21 protein-coding genes are annotated in these 25,058 nt (G+C 27.3%); 15 read left to right on the top strand and 6 right to left on the bottom strand.

Features of this window, described 5'->3' with window-relative positions; genetic code table 11:
- Positions 1–62: 62 nt before the first annotated feature.
- From KMP69_RS07360 to KMP69_RS07345, 4 genes are all read left to right on the top strand, one after another.
- Complete coding sequence (locus KMP69_RS07360) at positions 63–524, top strand: FKBP-type peptidyl-prolyl cis-trans isomerase (RefSeq protein ID WP_214400800.1); 462 nt, start codon at positions 63–65, stop codon at positions 522–524.
- A gap of 194 nt (positions 525–718) precedes the next feature.
- Positions 719–2,494, top strand: coding sequence for an acetolactate synthase large subunit (locus KMP69_RS07355; RefSeq protein WP_214399815.1), 1,776 nt, complete (start codon positions 719–721; stop codon positions 2,492–2,494).
- Positions 2,495–2,525: 31 nt separating this feature from the next.
- Positions 2,526–3,626 (top strand): 2-oxoacid:acceptor oxidoreductase subunit alpha, encoded by a 1,101-nt coding sequence (locus KMP69_RS07350; protein WP_214399814.1) that lies wholly within the window; start codon positions 2,526–2,528, stop codon positions 3,624–3,626.
- A 31-nt stretch (positions 3,627–3,657) separates the two neighbouring features.
- Positions 3,658–4,284 (top strand): hypothetical protein, encoded by a 627-nt coding sequence (locus tag KMP69_RS07345; RefSeq protein ID WP_214399813.1) that lies wholly within the window; start codon positions 3,658–3,660, stop codon positions 4,282–4,284.
- Here KMP69_RS07345 and KMP69_RS07340 read toward each other — a convergent pair.
- The 3 genes from KMP69_RS07340 to KMP69_RS07330 form a co-directional block, all read right to left on the bottom strand.
- Positions 4,281–4,463, bottom strand: a complete 183-nt coding sequence (locus KMP69_RS07340; RefSeq protein WP_214399812.1) for a hypothetical protein — start codon at positions 4,461–4,463, stop codon at positions 4,281–4,283. The genes KMP69_RS07345 and KMP69_RS07340 overlap by 4 nt on opposite strands.
- A gap of 22 nt (positions 4,464–4,485) precedes the next feature.
- On the bottom strand, positions 4,486–4,665 hold the full coding sequence (locus KMP69_RS07335; protein WP_214399811.1) for a hypothetical protein: 180 nt from the start codon (positions 4,663–4,665) through the stop codon (positions 4,486–4,488).
- A 189-nt stretch (positions 4,666–4,854) separates the two neighbouring features.
- Positions 4,855–5,346 (bottom strand): acylphosphatase, encoded by a 492-nt coding sequence (locus KMP69_RS07330; RefSeq protein WP_214399810.1) that lies wholly within the window; start codon positions 5,344–5,346, stop codon positions 4,855–4,857.
- A 270-nt stretch (positions 5,347–5,616) separates the two neighbouring features.
- Between KMP69_RS07330 and KMP69_RS07325 the strand changes: the two genes are divergently transcribed.
- The 7 genes from KMP69_RS07325 (at position 5,617) to KMP69_RS07295 (ending at position 18,252) form a co-directional block, all read left to right on the top strand.
- Positions 5,617–7,161, top strand: a complete 1,545-nt coding sequence (locus KMP69_RS07325; protein ID WP_214399809.1) for a radical SAM protein — start codon at positions 5,617–5,619, stop codon at positions 7,159–7,161.
- An 88-nt stretch (positions 7,162–7,249) separates the two neighbouring features.
- Positions 7,250–8,728 (top strand): 2-isopropylmalate synthase, encoded by a 1,479-nt coding sequence (locus KMP69_RS07320; RefSeq protein ID WP_214399808.1) that lies wholly within the window; start codon positions 7,250–7,252, stop codon positions 8,726–8,728.
- 347 nt (positions 8,729–9,075) lie between these two features.
- On the top strand, positions 9,076–10,932 hold the full coding sequence (locus KMP69_RS07315) for a hypothetical protein (RefSeq protein ID WP_214399807.1): 1,857 nt from the start codon (positions 9,076–9,078) through the stop codon (positions 10,930–10,932).
- Positions 10,933–11,071: 139 nt separating this feature from the next.
- Positions 11,072–11,797 carry a dolichyl-diphosphooligosaccharide--protein glycosyltransferase subunit 1 gene (locus tag KMP69_RS07310; protein ID WP_214399806.1) on the top strand — a complete coding sequence of 242 codons (726 nt, stop codon included), beginning with the start codon at positions 11,072–11,074 and terminating at the stop codon, positions 11,795–11,797.
- Positions 11,798–11,841: 44 nt separating this feature from the next.
- Positions 11,842–16,473, top strand: coding sequence for a choice-of-anchor U domain-containing protein (locus tag KMP69_RS07305; protein WP_214399805.1), 4,632 nt, complete (start codon positions 11,842–11,844; stop codon positions 16,471–16,473).
- Positions 16,474–16,537: 64 nt separating this feature from the next.
- Entirely contained in the window at positions 16,538–18,004 is a 1,467-nt protein-coding gene (locus KMP69_RS07300) for a hypothetical protein (RefSeq protein ID WP_214399804.1), read from the top strand.
- Positions 18,004–18,252 carry a hypothetical protein gene (locus tag KMP69_RS07295; protein WP_214399803.1) on the top strand — a complete coding sequence of 83 codons (249 nt, stop codon included), beginning with the start codon at positions 18,004–18,006 and terminating at the stop codon, positions 18,250–18,252. The genes KMP69_RS07300 and KMP69_RS07295 overlap by 1 nt, the downstream gene beginning before the upstream one ends.
- A 17-nt stretch (positions 18,253–18,269) precedes the next feature.
- Here KMP69_RS07295 and KMP69_RS07290 read toward each other — a convergent pair whose 3' ends face one another.
- Complete coding sequence (locus tag KMP69_RS07290) at positions 18,270–18,863, bottom strand: AAA family ATPase (protein WP_214399802.1); 594 nt, start codon at positions 18,861–18,863, stop codon at positions 18,270–18,272.
- 34 nt (positions 18,864–18,897) lie between these two features.
- Positions 18,898–19,098 carry a class III signal peptide-containing protein gene (locus tag KMP69_RS07285; protein ID WP_214399801.1) on the bottom strand — a complete coding sequence of 67 codons (201 nt, stop codon included), beginning with the start codon at positions 19,096–19,098 and terminating at the stop codon, positions 18,898–18,900.
- 120 nt (positions 19,099–19,218) lie between these two features.
- Here KMP69_RS07285 and KMP69_RS07280 point away from each other — a divergent pair, with 120 nt between their 5' ends.
- The 4 genes from KMP69_RS07280 to KMP69_RS07265 all read left to right on the top strand — a co-directional run bounded on the left by KMP69_RS07280 (position 19,219) and on the right by KMP69_RS07265 (position 24,731).
- Entirely contained in the window at positions 19,219–21,654 is a 2,436-nt protein-coding gene (locus tag KMP69_RS07280; RefSeq protein WP_214399800.1) for a DEAD/DEAH box helicase, read from the top strand.
- A 12-nt stretch (positions 21,655–21,666) separates the two neighbouring features.
- Positions 21,667–22,716, top strand: coding sequence for a potassium channel family protein (locus tag KMP69_RS07275; RefSeq protein ID WP_214399799.1), 1,050 nt, complete (start codon positions 21,667–21,669; stop codon positions 22,714–22,716).
- Positions 22,709–23,479: an NAD+ synthase gene (locus KMP69_RS07270; protein WP_214399798.1), complete on the top strand. Its 771-nt coding sequence runs from the start codon at positions 22,709–22,711 to the stop codon at positions 23,477–23,479. The genes KMP69_RS07275 and KMP69_RS07270 overlap by 8 nt, the downstream gene beginning before the upstream one ends.
- A gap of 127 nt (positions 23,480–23,606) precedes the next feature.
- The gene (locus tag KMP69_RS07265; protein WP_214399797.1) at positions 23,607–24,731 is read left to right on the top strand and encodes an ATP-binding protein; all 1,125 of its coding nucleotides are present in this window, start codon (positions 23,607–23,609) and stop codon (positions 24,729–24,731) included.
- Positions 24,732–24,740: 9 nt separating this feature from the next.
- On the opposite strand, the gene KMP69_RS07260 is transcribed toward KMP69_RS07265, so the two are convergent.
- Complete coding sequence (locus KMP69_RS07260) at positions 24,741–25,043, bottom strand: FUN14 domain-containing protein (RefSeq protein ID WP_214399796.1); 303 nt, start codon at positions 25,041–25,043, stop codon at positions 24,741–24,743.
- Positions 25,044–25,058 lie beyond the last annotated feature (15 nt).

Here is a 25,058-nt window from a genome sequence, read left to right as displayed (position 1 = left end):
TTACAAAAACTATTTATATAACCTTTACAAGAAGTTATAGAAAGGTTAAGGAGTTGATTATCTTGATTAAAAAAGGAGATTATGTAAAAGTTGACTACATTTTAATCGTAGATGGGAAAGTAATTGATACATCAATTGAAGATGTAGCAAAAGAAAATGGAATATACTCACCAGAAAGAGAATACGAACCTATAGGTTTTATAGTTGGCGAAGGAAATTTAATTGAAGGTTTTGAAGAGGCAGTTTTAAATATGAAAGAGGGTGAAGAAAAAACTGTTACAATTCCTCCTGAAAAAGGTTATGGATTTAGAGATGAGAGATTAATCCAAGAAATTCCTAAGGAGATGTTTGACACTGCTGATTTTGAGCCAGAAGAAGGAATGTTAATTTTAGCAAATGGAGTTCCTGCAAAGATAATAAAAGTTACTGACGATACAGTTGTCTTGGATTTCAATCATGAACTGGCTGGGAAAGAATTAACATTTACAATAAAAGTGTGTGAAGTAAATCCAAGTGAAGAATAGATTTTTTATTTTTAATTAAATCTTATCATTAAAATTTAAAAATTTCTTTTTTATTTCAGTTTATAAATTATTTTTGGTATTTTTTTGTAGTTTAATCTATATTTAATTTTTTAAATTTTGCATCTATAAAATTTATATAGGATTTCAATTTTATCATTTTTAATAATTTGATTGACTCAATTTTTGGTGATTATATGAAAGGTTCAGAAGCAATTATAAAAGCATTGGAAGCAGAAGGTGTTAAGATTATATTTGGTTATCCAGGAGGAGCAATGTTACCTTTTTACGATGCACTATATGATAGTAACTTAGTTCATATATTAACAAGGCATGAACAGGCTGCAGCACATGCAGCGGATGGATTTGCAAGAGCGAGCGGAGAGCCAGGAGTTTGTGTTTCTACATCTGGACCAGGGGCTACTAACTTAGTTACTGGAATAGCTACAGCTTATGCAGATTCTTCTCCAGTTATTGCTTTAACAGGTCAGGTTCCAACCAAATTAATAGGTAATGATGCATTTCAAGAAATTGACGCTCTTGGCTTATTTATGCCTATAACAAAACATAATTTCCAAATAAAAAAGACAGAAGAAATTCCTGAAATTTTTAGATCAGCCTTTGAAATTGCTACAACTGGGAGGCCTGGACCAGTTCATATAGACATTCCTAAGGATATTCAAGATGGAGAAATTGATATTGAAAAATATCCAATTCCCGCAAAGGTTGATTTACCAGGATATAAACCAAAAACTGTTGGGCATCCCTTACAGATAAAAAAAGCGGCAAAGTTAATAGCAGAGGCAGAAAAACCCGTAATATTAGCAGGAGGAGGAGTTATAATTAGTGGGGCATCAGAAGAGTTAATTAGATTATCTGAGTTTGTTAAAATTCCAGTTTGTACAACTTTAATGGGTAAAGGTAGTTTTCCAGAAGATCATCCTCTATCCTTGGGAATGGTTGGAATGCATGGAACTAAGGCAGCGAATTATGCAGTTACAGAATGTGATGTCTTAATAGCAATTGGATGTAGATTTTCCGATAGAGTTACTGGAGATGTCAGACACTTTGCCCCAGAGGCTAAAATAATACATATAGATATAGATCCTGCTGAAATTGGGAAGAATGTTAGGGCAGATATTCCAATAGTAGGAGATGCTAAAAATGTATTAAGAGATTTATTAATAGTATTAACAACTTTAGAGATAAAGAGTAAAGAGAATTGGTTAGAGAGAATTTTTGAATTAAAAAAGATGTCTATTCCTATGATGGACTTTGATGATAAGCCAATAAAGCCACAGAGATTTGTTAAAGATTTAATGGAAGTTTTACAGGAGATAGATCCAAAATTAAAAAATACTATTGTTACTACTGATGTAGGACAAAATCAAATGTGGATGGCTCATTTCTTTAAAACAAAAATGCCAAGAAGTTTCTTAGCCTCTGGTGGTTTGGGAACTATGGGCTTTGGATTTCCTGCGGCAATTGGGGCTAAAGTAGCTAAACCTTATGCTAATGTTATCTCTATTACTGGAGATGGCGGCTTCTTAATGAATTCACAAGAGTTGGCTACTATTAAAGAATATGACATTCCAGTAGTTATTTGCATATTTGACAATAGAACATTGGGAATGGTCTATCAATGGCAGAATTTATACTATGGACAGAGACAGAGTGAGGTACATTTAGGAGAGAGTCCTGATTTTGTTAAGTTGGCTGAGAGTTATGGAATTAAAGCAGATAGAATTACAAGTCCAGATGAGATTAAAGAAAAATTAAAAGAGGCTATATTGAGCAATGATCCATATCTCTTAGATGTTGTTATAGATCCTGCTGAGGCTTTACCAATGGTTCCTCCTGGAGGAAAATTAACAAATATAGTCCAACCAATTAGAGTGGAGCCAAAGATTAAAAGAGCTGCATTTGAAGAGATTAAAAAAATAAGAGAAATCGCTACAATTAGAGAGTATTAGAATATAATTATAATTTTTGGAGGGATATACAATGAAAGTAGATTTTATTCAGGGTAATCATGCATGTGCATTAGGTGCTATAAAGGCAGGGTGTAGATTTTTTGCTGGCTATCCTATAACACCATCTACTGAGATAGCAGAGATAATGGCAAGAGAGTTGCCAAAAGTTGGGGGCTATTATGTTCAAATGGAGGATGAACTTGGAAGTATTGCAGCAGTTATCGGAGCAAGTTGGGGTGGTTTAAAGGCAATGACTGCCACTTCTGGACCAGGATTTAGTTTAATGCAGGAAAATATTGGATTTGGATACATGACAGAAACGCCTTGTGTTATAGTTAATATTCAAAGAGGAGGGCCTTCTACAGGACAGCCAACAATGGCAAGTCAAGGAGATATGATGCAGTGTAGATGGGGTAGTCATGGAGATTATGAAGTTATTGCATTAGCCCCAAGCTCAGTTCAAGAAATGTATGATTTCACTATAATTGCCTTTAACTATGCTGAAAAATATAGAATTCCTGTATTTGTTATGGCGGATGAAATTGTTGGACACATGAGAGAAAAAGTTGTATTACACGATAATATGGAAATAATAAATAGAGAAAAACCTAAAGAAAAACCTTTAAAGATAGTATATCCTTTTGATAAATTAATACCAGAAATGCCAGTATTTGGAGAAGGATATAATGTTCATATAACTGGATTAACTCACGATGAGAGAGGTTACCCAGATGTTTCTCCAGAAACTCATGATAAATTGGTTAGAAGGTTAGTAAATAAAATAAGAAAAAATAAGGATGATATAATTAAATGGGAAGGAAATAATTTAGATGCTGAAATAATGTTTGTTTGTTATGGAACCCCTTCAAGAACTGTAAAACATACTGTAAATAAATTAAGAAATGAAGGAGTTGATGTAGGATATATAAGGTTGATAACTGTCTATCCATTCCCAGATGAGTTGTTGAAAAAGTTAAAGGCAGAGAAGGTTATAGTTCCAGAGATGAACTTAGGGCAGATATATTATGAAGTTGAAAGAGTTTGTAAAAAGGCAGATGACGTAATTTTAGTTGATAAAATTGGTGGAGAGTTGCATAGACCAGAAGAATTAGAAAAGGTAGTTTTTGAGTAACTTTTACTATTTATTATTTTGGGTGAAATTTATGAAAAAAATATTTATATTTTTGTTTTTAGTTTTAATTTTATTATGTTGCGGATGTTTAAATAATGAGAATAATACTACTATAATTACAAATAATAGTCAGTTTGCGATTAACAATAGTAATGGAGCTAATATCTCACACAATAATAATATAACAGTTATAAAATTGAAGGAAAATAATATATCTAATATGAAATCAAATATAAGCGAAAATATTACTAATAACTTCACCCAAATAAAAAAATACAACTTTTCAAAAAATATCGATATTGACAAAATGTTTTTAAATTTAAATTATACTGAAGAATGGAAATATGAGGGATTAATTATTAAAAAATATTGTAATGATGGTTTAAATGTTACCTTTGAAGTTAGTTTAACTCCAATTGATTTCTCTAATGCATATATTTTCAATGATGTAAAAAAATATTTACAAAAAGATATTTATGGATACTACTATTACTATGAATTTATTCCGAAAAATAAAGATTTACCAGTTAGTTACTGCTACTATAGAAAAGTAGGTAATTACTATTTAATAATGCAAACAAATAAAGTAAATAACAAAGTTAATGAACTCTGGACTAATTGGAGTAAGTATGTGTTTAGTTTGTTTGAAGTGAATTAAACTTCTTTAAATACTAAATTTAAAACTCCACCATATTTTTTTGCTTCTTTTCCAAATTTTATCATCTCATCACAAAACTCCCCATGACTCATTTTATTTATTTTATCCTCTACTTTTTTAATCCACATTGGTAGTTCATTATAATTAACATATTTTGTTTTCTTTTTTCTATATTTCATTAACTTCACCAAAATTAATATATTAAATTCCTAACGCTTCTCTTAATCCTCCTTTTTTTAATTTTTTACATATTTCCTCAAATAATTCATCTAACTCTTCCTCACTTAAGTTTTCTATTCTTCTTTTTGCTTTAATAAGCCATTTTGGTTTTTTATATTCATCATCTTTTTTACTAGTTTTTTTTGGTTTTAACTTTGGCATAACTTTCACCCATTAGTTTATATATTATTATATTTATAATTATATATTATATAGAGTATGAAGTGGCTAATTCTTCGAGATTTCGTATATTATCTAAAAGAATTTTGAAGATACTTTTGCTGGTTCCTATATAGCTCTTATGATTTTTTATGAAAAATGTAAAAAATTAATACAAATATTGGACAAGTATTATTTTTGTGCATTACTATTATTTCTAAGAATTTCCTTTATTTCATATAATATCTCCGTCTGTTTGTCCATCTTCGTGCTTAAATTATCCAACTTATCAACAATAATCATCAAAATCTTTTTATGTTCCTCTAATTCATCAAATATAAACTTAATATACTTCACTCCCTCATCCAACTTTTTATTTAGCTCTATTAAATCATCTGCCGATATTCTATTAATGCCCTCTGGAAATTCAATGTATGTATTTAGTTCCCTCTCTTCAATCTTCTCTATCTTTATAAGTTTATCTACATCTTCAAGTTCCTTAATAAATTCTTTGAATAGTTTTTTCTTCCTTTCTGAATCAAAGTTTGCTAATATCCTAACTGTCCCATCCTTATGGTTATATATTATGCCATTGATACCTAATATCCTACCTAAATTTTCTATCCTATCCCTAAATCCTACATGTTGAACTTTCCCATAAATGATTATCTCATAAGTTTCCATAAAAATCCCAAAACTTTTATTTTTAACATTATATCTATAATAAGGTATTTTGTATTAGATATACCTCCTAAATGCATGTTTATTTTATTTTGCACACAACTATATTTTATAACAACATTATAATATTATTTAAAACTTACTACATATACTTTATTTGGTGTTCCTAAAACTAAGAAAACTTAATTAATAACCTCAAATAAAATATACCCCTCAGAGCTCATACGGCTCATCACAAAATCAGCAAAGCCAATCCTCATCATCGGGGTTATTATGATAGAGAGAGCGTTAATTTTAGATGGATATACAGATGAGCCAGCAGGTTTGGGAGTTCCCCCATATATTGGACTATATCCAAGATATGCCTATGGTGTCTTAGATAAATACAATGTTGATGTAGATTATATAACTATTGATAAATTTAGAGAAATTAGAAATAATTTTGATTTAAATAATTATGACTCAATAATATGCATTTGTGGTTTTCACACGCCGGGGAAGTATTTAAATGCTAATCCTGCTACTTTAAAAGAGTTTGTTTCCATATTATATAAATATGACGGAATAAAAATTTTAGGCGGACCAGCGGCAACAAAATATGGTTCCTCTATGATTGGTGGAAAGATAGTTGATGAGAAAAAATACAAAGAATTTTTTGATGTAGTTGCAGAGGGTGACTTAGAGGCAGTTTTAAAGGAATTATTAGAGAACAAAAGTATAGAAAATATTGATTTTAATGCCCATAGAAGTTATGAAGAGTTGAGAGAGTATGCCATTAGAGGAGCAAAAGTTGTTAAAAAACATCCAAATTATCCTTATATAATTGCAGAGATTGAAACATATAGAGGATGTTCAAGGGCATTAACAGGAGGATGTTCTTTCTGTACAGAGCCAAGAAGGTTTGGACTTCCAAAATTTAGAGATGAAAAATCTATAATAGAAGAGATTAAGGCATTATACAATGAAGGAATAAGATATTTTAGAATTGGAAGACAGCCATGTATTTATTCCTATAAAGCAATTGATTCTGAAAAGGAAGAGGTTCCAAAACCTAATGTTGAAGCAATTGAAAAGTTGTTTAAAGGAATATGGAATGTTTCAAATCCTAAGGTTTTACACATAGATAATGCAAACCCTGTAGTAATAGCAAGACATGAAGAGGAAAGTAGAGAGATTACAAAAATTTTGGTTAAATATTGCACATCTGGAAATGTTGCCGCTTTTGGAGTTGAAAGTTTTGATGAAAAAGTAATTAAAGCAAATAATTTATTAACTACACCAGAAGATGTTTTAAAGGCCGTAGAAATTTTAAATGAAATTGGAGGAAAAAGAGGAGAGACAGGATTACCTTATTTACTACCAGGAATAAATTTACTGTTTGGCTTAAAAGGAGAGAGTAAAAGAACATTTTCTATAAATTTTGAATACTTAAAAGAGATATATGATAGAGGATTTATGATTAGAAGAATAAATATAAGGCAAGTAGTTCCATTTTTTGGGACTGATATAAGTTTAAAAGATGTAAAAAAGGCAGAGAAAAGAAAAAAACTATTTTTATGGTTTAAAGAAAAAATTAGAGAGGAGATAGATAATAAAATGCTTAAAAGAGTTGTGCCAAAAGGAACAATTTTAAAGGATGTATTTGTAGAATTAAAAGATAAAGAAAATTTATATTTTGGAAGACAGTTTGGAAGTTATCCTATTTTAGTAGGAATTAAAGACAAAAATCTTAAAATAGGACAATTTGTTGATATAGAAGTTGTGGATTATGGAAAAAGATCTATTACTGGGAAAGTAATTAGAACAAAAACTAATTAACATTATTTTATTTTCATCCTAAACTCTTAAATATCCCAATAATTAATATGTGTCTATAATTTGTCTATCATTTTTATGAGGGATTACTATGAAGAAAGTGAGAATTTTTGATACAACACTTAGAGATGGAGAACAAACTCCAGGAGTTTCTTTAACTCCAAACGACAAGTTAGAAATAGCAAAAAAATTGGATGAACTTAGAGTAGATGTTATAGAGGCAGGTTCTGCAATAACATCAAAAGGAGAAAGAGAGGCAATAAAATTAATAACAAAAGAGGGTTTAGATGCTGAAATATGTTCATTTGTTAGAGCTTTGCCAGTAGATATAGACGCCGCCTTAGAGTGTGATGTGGATAGCGTTCATTTAGTAGTTCCTACATCTCCAATCCATATGAAATATAAGTTAAGAAAGACAGAAGATGAGGTTTTAGAATCTGCTTTAAAGGCAGTTGAATATGCTAAGGATCACGGATTAATAGTAGAATTATCTGCAGAAGATGCTACAAGGAGTGATATTAATTTTTTAATAAAGTTATTTAATGAAGGTGAAAAGGTAGGGGCGGATAGAGTTTGTGTTTGCGACACTGTAGGAGTTCTAACTCCCCAAAAAAGCCAAGAATTATTTAAAAAAATAACTGAAAATGTTAATTTGCCAGTATCCGTTCATTGCCACAATGACTTTGGAATGGCTACTGCAAATACATGCTCTGCTATCTTAGGAGGAGCAATTCAATGCCATGTAACGGTTAATGGAATTGGAGAAAGAGCAGGAAATGCCTCATTGGAAGAGGTTGTAACTGCCTTGAAAGTATTATATGGATATAAGACAAATGTAAGAATGGAAAAGTTGTATGACGTTTCAAGAGTAGTTTCAAGATTGATGAAAATTCCTGTTCCTCCAAACAAGGCAATTGTTGGAGATAATGCATTTGCTCATGAGGCGGGAATACACGTTGATGGTTTAATAAAAAATACTGAAACTTATGAACCTATAAAACCAGAAATGGTTGGAAATAGAAGAAGAATTATATTAGGAAAGCATTCTGGTAGAAAGGCTTTAAAGTATAAGCTTGACTTAATGGGCATAAAGGTTAATGAAGAGCAGTTAAATCAAATATACAATAAAATCAAAGAATTGGGAGATTTAGGTAAATATATCTCAGATGCTGATTTATTAGCTATAATTAGAGAAGTTTTAGGTAAGGATATAGAAGAAAAAGTTAAATTAGATGAATTAACAGTTGTTTCTGGTAATAAGATAACTCCAATTGCCTCAGTTAAACTTCATCATATAGGAGAGGATATATTCTTAATTGAAACTGCCTATGGAGTAGGTCCAGTAGATGCGGCAATAAATGCAATAAAAAAGGCTATAAGTGGAGTAGCAGATATTAAGTTGGAAGAGTATAGAGTTGAGGCAATTGGTGGAGGAACAGATGCGTTAGTAGAGGTTATAGTTAAGTTAAGAAAAGGTTCTGAAATTGTAGAAGTTAGAAAATCAGATGTAGATATTATTAGGGCATCTGTAAATGCTGTTATGGAAGGAATTAATATGCTATTAAGTTAAAATTTAATAGGAGTTTGCAGGATATAGTAATAAGATTTTAAAGCTAACGGCTCCTAAAAGTTGATTATTCCTTAATGAAGTATAAAATTTATATTTAAACTATATTATTTATTATTTTAATTTTAGATATTAATAATTTTAATATCAATAATGTTTATATATTATGGTGTTATTATTTTTGAGCTGTTTAGTATAAAGCCTGTATTTTTTAACATTTTTGAAAACTAATAGTGTCTAAAGATTGTTCTATAAAGTATATATAAAGTATATATCTGCTCATCTATATCTTATACGGGAATATATTTAAACTATGTTTTAAATTTGTATAGCTATCTGGAGGGAGAATTATGAAAAGAAGCATATTTTTGCTAATATTGGTAGGGCTAGTTTCTCTAACGGCCGTATTTGGATGGGGAAATAACGGACCTTTATTTGTTACATATCATGAAAAATATAATATTACTGCAAATACTACTGGAGAAGGGGTTATAAATATAAAAAATATTAGCATAACTGGATATCTTGTAATTAACAATACAGGAGATACTGCAAATGATACTCTCTTGGATGTTTGGATTGCAATAAATGTATCAAATAATGAATCTGGCTTAGAACCTATCAACCCATATAATATAAATTACTCTATCTATAATAAAGCTCCTTCATATACTGGCTTACCCAGTAATTTAACATATATACACATACCAACATTACCAAATAATACCTATTTAGAATTTAAAATCAACATTAATGAATCTAAAGTTGGAGTTCCATTGATAATTAATGAAAATTATGATGCAATAAAAATCCCTGCAAGAAAATGTGTTAATTGGACTGTTACTTTAAATATAAGTAGAAATATCTCTGCATTACCAAATACAAATACGATAGTTTATGTTAATATAACAAAATATTTAAGTAATATTTCAAAGTATTATGGAGATAGTTGTTGGAATTTCTTAAATATAACAAACGCTATACCTTCTCAGGGTGTTGTTGTTTTATGGAATGGACCATACTTCACAGGAAATACTAATGATTCTTTAAATTGGACAGGAATTATATTAAACTCTACTCAGAATGCAACTATAAATATTACAATACAGGGAAACTATACATATGCTAATAGAACAGATATTCTTGCACAATATGGATTTGCAGTTATATTCTTTCAATATAGCGGAACTAAATCTGGAACAGGAGTTTGTGGTGTTTACGCATCTGGATTAATTAGTATTAGTGCATTCAAAGAGGGGCCTATTAAAAATATAACTTCTGGAGAATATAATATATGGTATGAACAAGGTAATATATCAAATAAAGCTACAAAATATTACTTTAATATTACTAATTTAACAATCTGGGCAGCTAATATAAGTGCTCTTGACTTAGCAAGCTATAACATAAATCCATTCAATATAATCTCAGGATCAGAACATTCTCTTAGTTCAATATTACTTAGTCCAAGAGAAAGTTGGAATACTACTAAATATGAATTCATATTTGATGATGTCCCAGTAGTTTGGGCTAACTGTTCATTTAGAGTTGTCAATAGTAATATAACAGTATTAAATGAAAGTGATAATGAATATTCTCCAGAGTTTGGAAGTTCATATATAATAGTTGAAAAAATCTATGTCATTGGATCATATTTACTTAAAGTAACTAAACATGTAATTCCTAAAGGAAACGGAACGTATGAAGTATATATAGTAGTTGAAAACATTGGTTCTCAAAAAACTCCCGATTATGTCTATGTCTATGACATGATTCCATATAACTTTACTATATCAGATATTTGGGTCAACCAATCAAGTATGTTAGCACAACACTACAACAATAATCCATCTATAAATTATACTGGATTTACAGCTGTATCAGCTGGAATATATAATGTAAGTTATTATTGGGCATTACATTCACTCTATCCAAGTGCTAATGGAGATGGTTATTGGAATGCCTCAGAAATACAAAACAATCAAACAGTAGTAATTCACTATACATTAAATGGAACAGGAAAGTTTTCTCCAAGTGATGTATTCATCGTTGGTATTGACCCTAGAAACTCTCTACTACCTACAACATCACCAAAAATAACTGCGGTAAGTGGAGTTATTGAAAACAACTATGAGCCGTTATTAGCTTTATTAACAACAATAGTTGGATTAGGAACAATAATAAGATTGAAAAAATATGCTTTCTAAGTATCTCTCTTTTAAACTTTTAAATTTTAATTAAACATGATAATTATGTTTTTAATTTTAAACCTTTAATTTTATTAACTAAATTTTTATATGTCTAATTTAAATAATAAATATAAAAAATAAAAAATAATGGGAGAAAATGAAGAAGGCTATATTATTTTTTATATTTTTAGTTTTAATGTTGCCTGTATTTGCTGATGTGGAAGAAATTACAAACTATAAAATGATAGTAGATCTAACTAAAAACCCAACACATATAACAAATGTAATAACAATAAAAAATATTGCTAAATATCCAATAGTTCCTGGTATTGGGGAATTAAGATTGCAAAAAGAAGAATCAAAAAAGATATTTATAATTCCCATCCCATCTAAAAATGAAAAAAAACCTGTAGAGATTGAAAATTTAAAAGGATATTATATAATTGGAAATCAAAAATATCCAATGGATGTCAATGTAAGTTATAAGGGTACATATACAGTTATAGAATATCAGATATGGAGACCAATAGAAAGTGGAAAAAATGTTACCTTAGTTATTGAATATGATGCTAATATAGTTAATAATGGAATTTTATTCAAAACTATTTCAATTCCAGTCGGATGTGATTTAAATATAAAAAAATTTAATATAATTTTTAAGTCACCTTATCATTTAACATATTTAGAGCCAAATGGAAAAAATTTTCAAATACCAAAAGATAAATTATTTATAATTAAAGCAGAATTTTCCATTCTACCATTGCCAAGATTACCAACTTATGGATATATATTATTCTGGCTTACAATTTTAATGATCTTTGTAATATTGATGGTATATATTGAACTACGTTTGAAAAATAAAAAAAGAATGGAAAATAAATAAATTATTTTTAATTATAGAAATTGTTTTATAAATAAGGGATTATTATGAGGAACATCCTAATACTTATATTTATTATTTTATTGTGTTCAAATATTAATGTAGGAGTATCATTAAATAACATTACTACACTTAATATATCAAACTCAACTATTGAAAATTTTTCAAATATTAGTAAATTCTCAACTAATTTTAGTGACTTAAATAATATAACTAAAAATCTTAAAGAAATTGATACAAAGATAAATAATACAATAAATATCTCAAAAAATATAACAAAGAATGAAAATAAGAAATATATCCATTATTTAATTGTTTTAGTAAAAGGATATAAAGTTATTGTAAAAACCAATGGAATGCCTTATGGATTTGCTAATAATATCTCCCTAAAATTTGTTAAAATAAATAATGGAACTTATATAATTTCACCAATTATTTTAAATGTTCCAATTAAAATCTATGCAAAATTTAGTAATGAAACACTAAATAAAACAATTATTTTAAATTATACAAAAATAGAAAATCACTATTTAAATGTCTCGTTTAATAACTTTAAATTAATTGTTAAAACAAATGGAAAACTATTTGCTAAATATAAGGATTTAGATGTAAATGTTGAATTTAAAAAAATAAAGAAAAATACTTATATTATTTACCCTTTGTTATTAAATACAACACTAATTGTTTATTCAAAATTTGATAATGAAACATTAAATAAGACAATATTTCTAAATTATTCTGAAAACAATAGTTTAAATAATTTAAATATGTCAATAATCTTAAAAAAAGTCTATTTCCCATCAGAAAAAATAATTATAAAAACTAATTTTAAACCAAATAAAGCATACATTATAACTCCAAATAATAAGACTATAAATTTAAAAATTCATAAAAAAGGAAAATATTACTATCTATCAGCAAAGCTTAATAAAAATGTTATATTAGGAAATTATTCTGTTTTAATTAATGGAATTAAAAAAACATTTATCGTAGATTACTACAAAATTAATGCTAAATTTAATAATAGTTGTATATTTGGTAATGTAAGTTATTATTATGTTATGCCAAAGATTGTTGAATATAAGATTATACCATTAAATATAAGTAAAAATGTTACGGTTGAGAACGGAAGTTTTTGCATACCTATAAATCTTACAGAGGGAAATTATACTGTAATTTTGAAATGTGGAAATGCTATTACTAAAATAATGATTAAAATTAAAAACCTATCATTAAAGGTTCCAAAATTTGCATTTGTAGGTAATAAAATTAGAATATTTGCAAATTTCAAACCAAAAAATGCTAAACTAATTACATCATATAAAAACATAACTTTAAACTTTTCAAAATTTAACAAAGAAGAATATGTTTCAACTTTTAAAGCCAATAATACAGGAGTTTATAAAATTATTGTAGATAATATAATGAAAGAAGTTTATGTTGATAATTATAGTATAAATGTATCTTTAAATGGTTCTAAAATTGTTGGTAATATAAGTTGGAAATATATTCCTCCAAAATACATTAATTATACAATTATTCCTCAAAATATTACTAAATCTATAAAAATAAATAATAGCAATTTTATTATTAAATTTCCAAAAAACACCGAAAAAGTAATAATATATTGTGGAAATGTTAATAAAACTATCCTGATAAAATCTATAAAACAGTTGGAGAATATTTCAGATTCTAAAACTATTATAATTCCTTATGAAAATAAAACTTATAAAATAAATATTTCAATCAACAAAGGTAAATTTAAAGAGTTAAAATTTATAGAAGGAAGAATATTATTAATAATAAATAACCTATCAGTTGGAGATTCTGTTAATTTAACAGTTAAATTACCTTTTAAAATTCCAGAAGGAATGTATATCTATTATTGGAAAAAAATAAACAATAAAACTGTATTAATAAATTACACCATAGGAAAAGATAGAAGAACTATAATATTTAAATTAAAAGATGGTGGGGAATTAGATGAAGATAGAAGAAAAAATGGAATAATAATTGATCCATTTAAATTTTATATTCCAAAGTATAATGTAAAAACTGAATTTAAGAATAATAAAACAGGAATTTTATATGTTAAAGATTTAGAAGGAAATGAATTGTATAATATAACAGTAACTACAAATAAAGGAAAATTGGATTATCTAAAATTTGTTAATAAAAATAATATACCAGTTAAAATTAATATTAATTTGCCACTTAATTTAATTAAGTTTAAAATATCAAATATTTCCAAGGGAGAAAAAGTCAATGTTTCTATTGTATATCAATACTCTAATATATCTTCTATAACCAACAGCAATATAAGAAGATCTAATCTTTCCTATTTAGATAATTTTACAATAAATACAAGTTTATTAAAATTAGTATATTACAAGTTCAATCCAAATAATCTATTGTGGAAAAAATATCCTGCAATAATAAAAATTTATAGAAATAAAATTGTAGTTAATTTAACATTAGAAGATGGAAAATTTGGAGACGATGACAATAAAACAAATGCTATTATAGAAGATGATGGGGGTGTTGGATGGGTAGGATATTATAATGTATGGGATGTAGCAATAGGTAGTAATGTTCATCAGCAAGTACATACTTATTGGCTTTATGTACCTAAGGGGATTAATAATTTTAGTTTTGGAGTTTATGATGGAGACGGTTTTATTGTAAATATTTATTATCCAAATGGGACATTATATACAACATTAAATGAATCTGCAAATAATAATTGGAACTACACTTTAATATATACAAATGGCTCTTTTGGATTTTGGAAAATTGTTATTAATAATACTTTGTCACCAGTTTCTGCCTATAATATTTATAGTCTAAATATTAGTGGTAGTAACAGTTTAGACCTTAAAGTAAATACAACTTATGTTATAAATGGAACTACATATTATGGCACTCCTAATGCAACATTGTTGAGTTATGGAAGTACAGTAACTTCTAGTTATCATGATTTCTATGTTTATGCAACATCTGACTTTAATATAGCAATATTTGATCCGGATAACTTAAACGGATCTATAAATTTCTTTGGTATTATTACATTACCTATAACTCAAAATAGATTAAAAGTTAGTGTTTATTACCCTAATGGTACATTATATTATTCATTTTATCCATATGATAATACTTTATCATTATTTAATGAAAATGACAATCCAATATGGATTATTCAAAATATATCTATTCATGGGCAAACTGGATGGTGGAGAATAGAACTAACACAAGAACAAGATTATGATGACGATGGTCTTGGAAATAATCAAATAATTCTTGCTACTAATCTATCAGGTGGATTGTGGTTTAAGATACCAATACCTCCATCATCAGCAGATTCAGGAACGGCAACAATATGTAGGAATTATCAAACTAATATGGTTCATAGATACTATGTAATAGTACCTTATGGAACATCAAACTTTACTGTTGGTATTTATGATGGAGATGGATTAATTGTCAATGTATCTTATCCAAATGGAACATGGTATGGTTCATATATAGCACCAAATAATGCTCAAGCTGGAGAACCTCCAAATTACTTTTTGATTAATACAAGTAATGTGTATGGTTGGTGGATTGTAGATATTTTTGAAAGCAGTTGGTCTAGTACTAATGGTAACTATTACTCTCTATTAACTATAAATTCTCCTGTTTTGAAATTAAACAAAACTTATCTTATAAATGGATCTACTTACTATGGTACTCCTGATGCAATGATTGTTGGTGATGATACAACTAATTTAGGAAATAAAACATGGTATATCTCAACACCAAAAGGACTTTCTTCATTTAATCTATCTATATATGATGGAGATGGAGCAATAAATGTTTCTATATATTTACCAAATGGAACAAAATATAAAGAATTTACAGCATATGGAAATGAAAGTTGGTATAATTATATAGTCAATGTTACTAACCCTAATCAGAATTATGGTGTTTGGAAAATTTTTGTTCATGAAATAAGAAATTATGATGATTATATAACTGGAGGGAATGTTTATAGAATAGCTACAACAACAAAAACAGGAATTCTCTCAGGTAATCCACGATATAATTTATCAATAGTTAATGTTTCTACTAAAACTTTGGTTAATATATCAGAAACATTTAATATGACAGTATATGTTAAAAATACAGGAACTATGGATTTATCAAATGTATCTGTAAATATAACACTTCCAATTGGTTGGAGTGGAGAAACATATAAAGTTATTCCATATTTATTACCAAATCAAACAGTTGCTATAAACTTTACATTAACATCTCCTGTGATTCCAGGTAATTATACACTTATTGTAAATACGACAAATGATTATGTACATTGGAATTTTAATGATTATAAAAATATTACAATAACTGTAATATCACCTATTAAAAATATGAACATAACTTCAAGTATTTCTATGTTACCTCAGGGATACTTTATTTCTGTTAAAAGTTTTATAAATGCTACAGATGTTTATGTTTTTTGGTATAAACCAAATAATATAGGGGTAATAAATATTTCTGGAAACTTTGATTTAAATGGAACTTATAATAATGTTTATTGGTTTGAATTTAATACAATAAATGCAAACGAAACAAAAAACATTACAATAACAACAAACATTACAACAATTGAAGGACTTATTATAGGTGTAGATCCAAAATAAAAATGTCTAAAAATTGTTCTATAAAGATTAAATACTTTAAATAACAAAAGTAAATTAGGGGAATATGAAATTAGTATATTTGATAGTAGCATTGTTTGTATTGCTTTCTTTAATCTATGGAGAAATATACGAGTATAGAGAAGTTGTATTTTATCCAAATGGTTCTCAAAATGTAGATATCTCTAAATTATATATAAACTATGAAAATCCAGAGTCTTTTAACATTTATATATATTATGGGAATATTTCTATTTATATTCCTTATCCAAAAAACATAACCATTAACCTCCCCCCTAAAAAATTTAATTTATCTATAACTATTTCTGCAAATAAGATTAGCGAAAGAGAATGGGAAGTATATTATAAAATAATCAATAATTACTCTTATGATATATTATTTAATGTTTCATTTCCAGATGGATTTAACATTAAAAACATTTCAGTATTAGTTCCTGCTCATTCCTACAAAATAATAACTTTATCAAAAATTGATAGTTCTCCAACTTTATATTTTGGGGAACATAACATAAGTTTTGAAGTTCCTGGAAAAGTGAAAATAAGATATTCCTTACCAATACCATTCTCAATAATAAAGTCAAATAGAATTTTAAGTAATGGTTCAATAGAATGGATAGCAATATATACAATAAAAAACGATAAATCAGTATCATTAAATGTAAATGTTAGTTATTGGGCCAAAGTAAATAATAGAAAAATAAATTTTGGAAATTATACTTATATATTAAATCCAAATGAAAATATAAGTGAATCATTTAATATCATATCAGATGAGGTTCCTATTTTTTACCTAAAGCTTTACGCTTGGAGAGATATAGATGAAAATATAACAATAAAGCCTGTACTTAAAGTAGGAAACTCATACATTATTGGACTGGCAAAAGTAGAAGGCATAAATTTTACTACATCATTTTCAAAAAAAATGAATATAAATAAAATACCAACAAAAAAGAAAAATACTCGAGAAAAAATTAGAGTTATCAACAAAGAAAAAATAAAAAGTAGGTCTTTGAAATATAATTTGAAACAAAAAACTTCTAATACAAAAACTACTTCAGAAAATAAAAAAATGGAGATAATGAAATTTCCTTTAGTAATTGTAATTGACAAAAAAAAAGTAAAAGATGCTATTATTGTCACGACAACTACAGCCTCTACATTAATGATAATATTTATTCCTCCCCTATTTAGAAGAACACCAGATATAGCTGATAATGGGATTTTTACCATTGAAGATCTTGAAAAATTACATACCACAGTGTATGTTCCAGAAGGTTGTGAATTGGGAAATTTTTTACCTGGAGGAATTGTTATTGTTGAACTCAACGAGGTCGAAAAAGACCTTGCAAGAGATTTACATGAAATTTACAATATTCCCCTAAATTCTGCAAAAGCTATTGTACTAGGTATTAAATATGGGGGTAGAGTTTTTTTAAGTGATGTAAAATCTCAGGAGATAGCATTAAAGATAGGTCTTGAAGTATATCCTTTTTTTAACAAGAAGGTGAAATAATGGCTGAGAATGATAAAAAATTGTTAGAAATGTTAAAAAAAATTAAAAATATGAGAAAAAAAAGATTAATTATTGGTTCATTTTTAATATCAACATCTATTGTGTTATCACAAATTTCAGTTTATATATTTGTTGGAATATTTGATATAAATATATATATTGGTTTATTATTATTGTTTATTTCGTTAGTTTTTTTAGCAGTAGGGATATATTTGATTATTTATATGCCTCCAATTGTTATTGAGTGATATTATAAAAGTCAATATTATTTTAGGATTTCAAAAATAAAATTATATTTTTTATATTTTTCAATATTGCTTAAAATCTCTTTTAAAATATTATCCAATTGATTTATACAATCTTCAAAACTACTCTCATTTATAACAACAAAATCAGATAAGGCAATGGCATGCCCAATACTAAACCCCAATTCCCTTAAATCTCTCTCTACAAACACTTCCCAACTTGTTGAATCATCCTCTCTACCTCTATTTACCAATCTTTTAAATCGTGTTAAAGGAGAAGAATGAATTGCTATTAAAACTAATGGATAATGTTTTCTAAAATAATTAACTTCATATAAACTTCTAATACCTTCAACTATAATAATATCTTTGTCTTTTAAATTATTTTCAATGTATTTTAAACACACTACAGCAATAGCCTCATTTCCATATTCTTTCCTTAAATTTATAGCAGTATTTCCAACATTTTCAGGAGTTAGTTCTAAACCTCTTTTTTTTGTCTCATATCTGACAACATCCCCCATAGACACAACTGGCAAGTTGTATTTTTTTGCCACTTCATATATTGCACTTTTTCCAGCTCCGGGCATTCCAGTAATCCCTATTAGTAACATATCTTTCCCTTAATAAGGTTGTTATTTATTTTAATTATGAAACTGTACTTAAAGCATCTTTAGCCGCATTAGATGTGGCATTAATAGTAGCCATATCAGCCTTTCGTACATCAATAGCAGAAGATATTAGATAATATGAAACAATTAAAGCTGAAACTATAACAACCATAACTAATAAAGAAAATTCTAAAGAAATTTGTCCTCTGTTTGATTTTATAATTTTTATAATTTTCATAGTATTCCCCCTAAACTGTTGATATTATAATATATAAAAGCTAATGCTAATAATTTTTATTATCTTCAATTATTCTTTATTACTGTTTTTATTTTTATAAATTTTTAATGGTGATTTATTATGATTATTATTAGAAAACCAAAAAAGAAAAAAGATGAAATTGAAATAGTTAAAGTTAATGGTAAGATAGAAGACGGAGTAGAGATTAAAGATAATCAAAAAATATTTGCAAACTATAAGAAGATTGGTAACAAATACAAACTATACAGATGTAGATTAGGAGATAAGTTAATTCAGCCATCTAAGGTTATAGAACTGCTAAAAAGAGAGGATATATTTATATTAAAAGGAAATGAAGAGATTGGAGAACTCTTAAAATCTTACAATTTAAAGTTTGATTATATAAAATTATGTCCATTTTGTTTATTAAAAAACATTTACAAGAGATTAACAAGAAATAATAGATGCAAATATGGAAATTTAGAAATATGTATTGATTGTGGAGTTAGAGAGATTAGAGAGGAAGTTAAAATTAATGAAGAGTTTATAGAAAAGTTTTTAAGAAGATTTAAAGATGTTGATAAAGTTTTATCTTTACTAAGAATAAGAAATCCACTCAATAATCCAGAATTAACAAGATATGACATAATAACTTGTAGCAAAGAGGACAAAATTAGAAATTATAAGATAGATGAATTGAATATACCTGAAGAACTTAGAAAAATAATTAAAGATAGAGGAATTTATGAACTTTTGCCCGTCCAAACATTGGCTGTTAAAGGAGGTTTATTAAAAGGAGAGGATTTATTAATTGTCTCAGCAACTTCTTCGGGAAAAACGCTAATTGGAGAATTGGCTGGAATTAAAAATTTGATAGAGAAGGGAAAAAAGTTTCTATTTTTAGTCCCATTAGTTGCATTGGCTAATCAAAAATATTTAGAATTTAAAGAAAGATATGAAAAATTAGGATTTAAAGTAAGTTTAAGAGTAGGTTTGGGAAGAATTGGAAAAAAGTCAGATGATATTGAAACATCGTTAGATGCAGAGATTATTGTAGGAACTTATGAAGGTATAGATTATTTAATTAGAACTAAAAAATTAAAAGATGTAGGGACTGTTGTAATTGATGAGATTCATTCTTTGAATATGGAGGAGAGAGGAGCGAGATTAGATGGATTAATTGGTAGATTAAGATTTTTATTTAAAGATGCTCAAAAGATATATTTATCTGCAACAATTGGAAATCCTAAGGAGTTATCTAAACAATTAAATGCTAAATTAGTTTTATACAATGGAAGGCCAGTTCCATTAGAGAGGCACATAATTTTCTGTAAAAATGAGTTTGCTAAATTAAATATAATTAGAGATATAGTTAAAAGAGAGTGGCAAACAATCTCAAAGTTTGGTTATAGGGGACAGTGTTTAATCTTCACATACTCAAGAAAAAGGGCTGAATATATAGCAAAATCTTTAAAATCTAAGGGGATTAAGGCTGAATTTTATCATGGAGGTATGGAGTATTTAAGAAGGAGAAAAGTTGAAGAAGATTTTGCTAATCAAAAAATTCAATGTGTGGTTACAACTGCCGCTTTATCAGCGGGTGTTGATTTTCCTGCTTCAACAGTTATATTGGAAAGTTTGGCTATGGGGGCTGAGTGGTTAAATCCAGCAGAGTTTCAGCAGATGTGTGGAAGGGCTGGGAGAAAGGGTATGCACGAAATTGGAAAGGTTTATCTTTTAGTGGAGATTGGGAAAAAGTATCACATGAAAATGGAGAATACTGAGGATGAAGTGGCATTTAAATTATTAAATGCAGTTCCTGAAGATGTAAAAGTTGAATATAGCGAAGATGAAGAGGAAGAGCAAATATTAGCCACAATTTCTGCGGGAATTGAAAATATAAAAGATATTGATAGAGTACCATATCTTGGAAGGGTTTTTCAATTGAATAAAATTTTGAATAGTTTAGAGAGTTATTCTATGATAAAAATATACAAGGATAAAGTAAAACTAACAAATTATGGAAAATCTGTTGCTATTTCATTTTTATATCCAAAAATAGCAGAAAAAATTAAAGAAGGAGTTTTAGAAAATAAGCCAATACTTGAATTAATAACAGAAATAATGCCTTTTGAAAATGTCTATATATCAAATAATTTAAAGGTAAAACTTTCAAAAATTTTAAATATAAATATTCCTTCGAGATTCTTTGACGCTTTGGAAGTAATAAGAGAAAATTTGCAAAAAATTGAAAAGATTGGAGATAAAAAATTAAAGGATGATTTAATTTCAATAATTGTTGAATTTGAGGGAGTAAATGTTGAAGAAAAGATTTTGGAATTAATTGTTAATTTAAGATTAAGCAAAAAAACGCCTGGACAAATTTCTAAGACACTATATATGGATTATAAGATTCAAACATACTCTGGAGATATTTATTACTATTTAGAGCAACTTTTAAATCTATTGGATGCCATAGAAAGAATTGCTAATATATTTAATAAAAAGTATGCTGAAAATGTCCATAAATTAAAGGAAAGGATAGAAAATCCTTAAAAATGTGAAAGTATGGAAGCATCAAAAAAGATAATAGTTGTAGTTATACTTTCAATTGCATTAATTTTAACTTATGCATATTTAATAAGTGTTATTGAATCAGTTGACTATTTTACAGCTTTATATTTCAGTATTATTACAATAACTACAACAGGTTATGGGGATTTCACTCCAAAAACATTTTGGGGTAGGTTATTGACTGTAATTTACTTATGTGTTGGCGTTGGAATAGTAATGTATCTATTTAGTTTGATAGCAGAATTTATAGTTGAAGGGAAGTTTGGTGAGTTTATGAAAATGAAAAAGATGATGCATAAAATTAAAACATTAAAAGATCATTATATAATTTGTGGATATGGAAGATTAGGAAAAGTTATAGGAGAGAAATTTATTCAAGAAGATATTCCATTTATTGTAATTGACATTAATGAAAATGTTTTAAAAGAAGAATATGAAAAGCATCCTGATAAGTTTTTATATATAGTAGGAGATGCTAAAAAAGATGAGATATTAAAAAAGGCAAGAATTGATAAGGCTAAGGGATTAATTGCCACACTACCAACAGATGCTGACAATGTTTTTATTACACTAACTGCAAGAGAATTAAATCCAAATATTTTAATAACTGCAAAGGCGGATGAAAAAGAGGCTATAAAAAAATTAAAAATAGCAGGGGCTAATAGAGTAGTATCTCCTTATTTAATTGGCGGTTTAAGAATGGCAGAAGTCTCTGTTAGACCTGGAATTTTAGACTTCCTAAGCACATTTATTAAAGTTGCTAAAAATGAGTATAAAGAAGATATTGATTTAAAAAAATATGTCATTGAAGAAGATTCTAAATTAGCATATAAAACATTAAAAGAGTCAAATATAAGAGCTATAACTGGAGCTACAATTTTAGGAATAAAGAGAGGAAATAAACTTTATATAAATCCATATCCAGAATTTATTTTAAAACCTGGAGATATAATATATGCGTTTGGAACTGAGGAGAATTTAAAGTATTTAGAGAGTATTATAAAAAAGAAAAAAAATTCTTTTAAGGGTGATAACAATGAATAATATTAATGACGTTATTGAGAAAATAACAAATTTTATTAGAGAAAAGGTTAAAGAAGCTAATGCTAACGGTGTAGTTATTGGACTAAGTGGGGGAATTGATTCTACAGTTACCGCCTATCTATGTGTTAAAGCCCTTGGAAGTGATAAAGTTTTAGGTATAATAATGCCAGAGAAAAATACAAATCCTAAAGATGTAGAACATGCGAAAATGATTGCTGAAAAGTTAAATATAAAATACATTATTTCAGAGATAACAGATATTTTAAAGGCATTTGGTGCTGGAGGTTATGTTCCAACAAAAGAATTTGATAAAATAGCTGATGGAAATTTAAAGGCAAGAATTAGAATGTGTATTCTTTATTATTTTGCAAACAAATATAATCTATTAGTTGCAGGAACATCTAATAAGTCAGAGATTTATGTAGGATATGGAACTAAATATGGAGATATTGCTTGTGATATAAGACCCATTGGAAATTTATTTAAAACAGAGGTTAGAGAACTTGCTAAGTATCTTGGAGTTCCAAAAGAGATTATTGAAAAACCCCCATCAGCAGGACTTTGGGAGGGGCAAACTGATGAGGGAGAGCTTGGAATTAAATATGAAACTTTGGATAAAATATTGAAATTGTATGAAGAAGGAAAAAATCCAGAAGAAATTTCTAAAGAGCTAAATATTCCAATAGATGATGTTGAACATGTATTTGATTTAATTAAAAAGAGTGAGCATAAAAGAACTCTTCCTCCAACACCAGAAATTTAATTAAAATATGAAGAAAAAACTAAAGAATTAAATTAAAAGAAAAAACAGGAACTGTAAGAACAACATAATCTTAATTAGTTTTTGAACCTAATTAATTTCTTTTTCAATTAAATTTTAAGGTGTTATTATGAAATTCTTCAATAGAGAGAAGGAGATTAATAAAATCTTATCCATTTTAGAAGGAGAGCCAAATTTTATTTATTTTATATTTGGACCTATAAATAGTGGGAAATCAACAGTGATTAGAGAGATTATAACAAATAGATTGGATAAAAATAAGTATATACTATTTTTTATAGATTTTAGAGCAAGGAATGTTGTAAATGTTGATAATTTTATTGAATGCCTATTTGAAGTGGATGAAAAATCTAATATTGATGATTTTAGGGAGTATGCTAAATCATTATCTGATTTGTTAGTTAAAGGTTCTGAAGAGGTTAGTAAATTCTATTTGGGTATGTCGATAAAAATCCCTAAACCATTTTTTGATAAAATTTTCAATAAAAAAGATAAATCTGGAGATGTATATCAATATATTGAATATTTATTTGCTAAATTAAATGAAAAGGGTAAAAAGCCAATATTAATATTCGATGAATTGCAGATGATTAAAGAAATAACATTAAATGGAAATAGATTACTATTGTGGAGTTTGTTTCAATTTTTAGTAGCTTTAACTAAAGTCCAACATCTCTGTCATGTCTTTTGTATCTCTTCAGATAGTTTGTTTATTGAGTATGTTTATAATGCTGGGGAGTTAGAAGGTAGAGCTAAATATATTTTAGTGGATGATTTTGATAAGGAAACGGCTTTAAAGTTTATGGATTTTTTAGCAAAAAATATTTTAAATAAAAAACTCTCAAATGAAGAAAAAGAGAAAATATATTATTATGTTGGTGGGAAGCCTTTGGACATTTATAGTGTAATTGATGAGATGAGGTATAATAAATTAGATGAGATATTAAATTTTATGCTTAAGGATGAGATTTCGAAGTTGGAGATGTTTTTAGATATTTTAGATTATATTGAGCCAAAAATAGAAATAAGAAATAAAGTCATAGAGGTTAAAAAAGAGGATATAATTAATGCATTAAAAATGTTTAAAAATAAATATGAAATCTCAAAAAGAGAAATTCCACTTCCAGTGTATATGTATTTAGTTAAAAAGAATATATTATTCTTAAATTCAATTGAAGGAACTTTAAAGCCTCAAAGTTATTTAGTTTGGAATGCAATAAAAAGAGTTTTATAAACAATAAAATTAACCTTTTTTAAATCCTAACCCAAAGCCAATTAAAAATGAAGTTCCAAATGAAAGGGAGTGTATTAAACCAACAAGTTTATTTCCAAAAACTATTAAAGAACTTTCAAAGTTTCCAATTAATGCTAAAAAAGCATCTTTATTGATACTTATAACTCCTATTTTTGCTAAGTAAAGTAAGCTTAATATATAGATACCTATTAAAAACGCTACTATTTTTATCGCCTTTTTTGCAGCCCATCCTACAACAAAACCAATAATAAATCCTCCTCCAATGTCAGGAATAAATTGTGTAATGTCCATAACTACTCACCTTTT

Source organism: Methanocaldococcus lauensis (assembly GCF_902827225.1).
GTDB lineage: Archaea > AGJL01 > Methanococci > Methanococcales > Methanocaldococcaceae > Methanocaldococcus > Methanocaldococcus lauensis.
The sequence above is the reverse complement of the archived record's forward strand: the minus strand, read 5'-3'. Positions and strand labels throughout refer to the sequence as shown.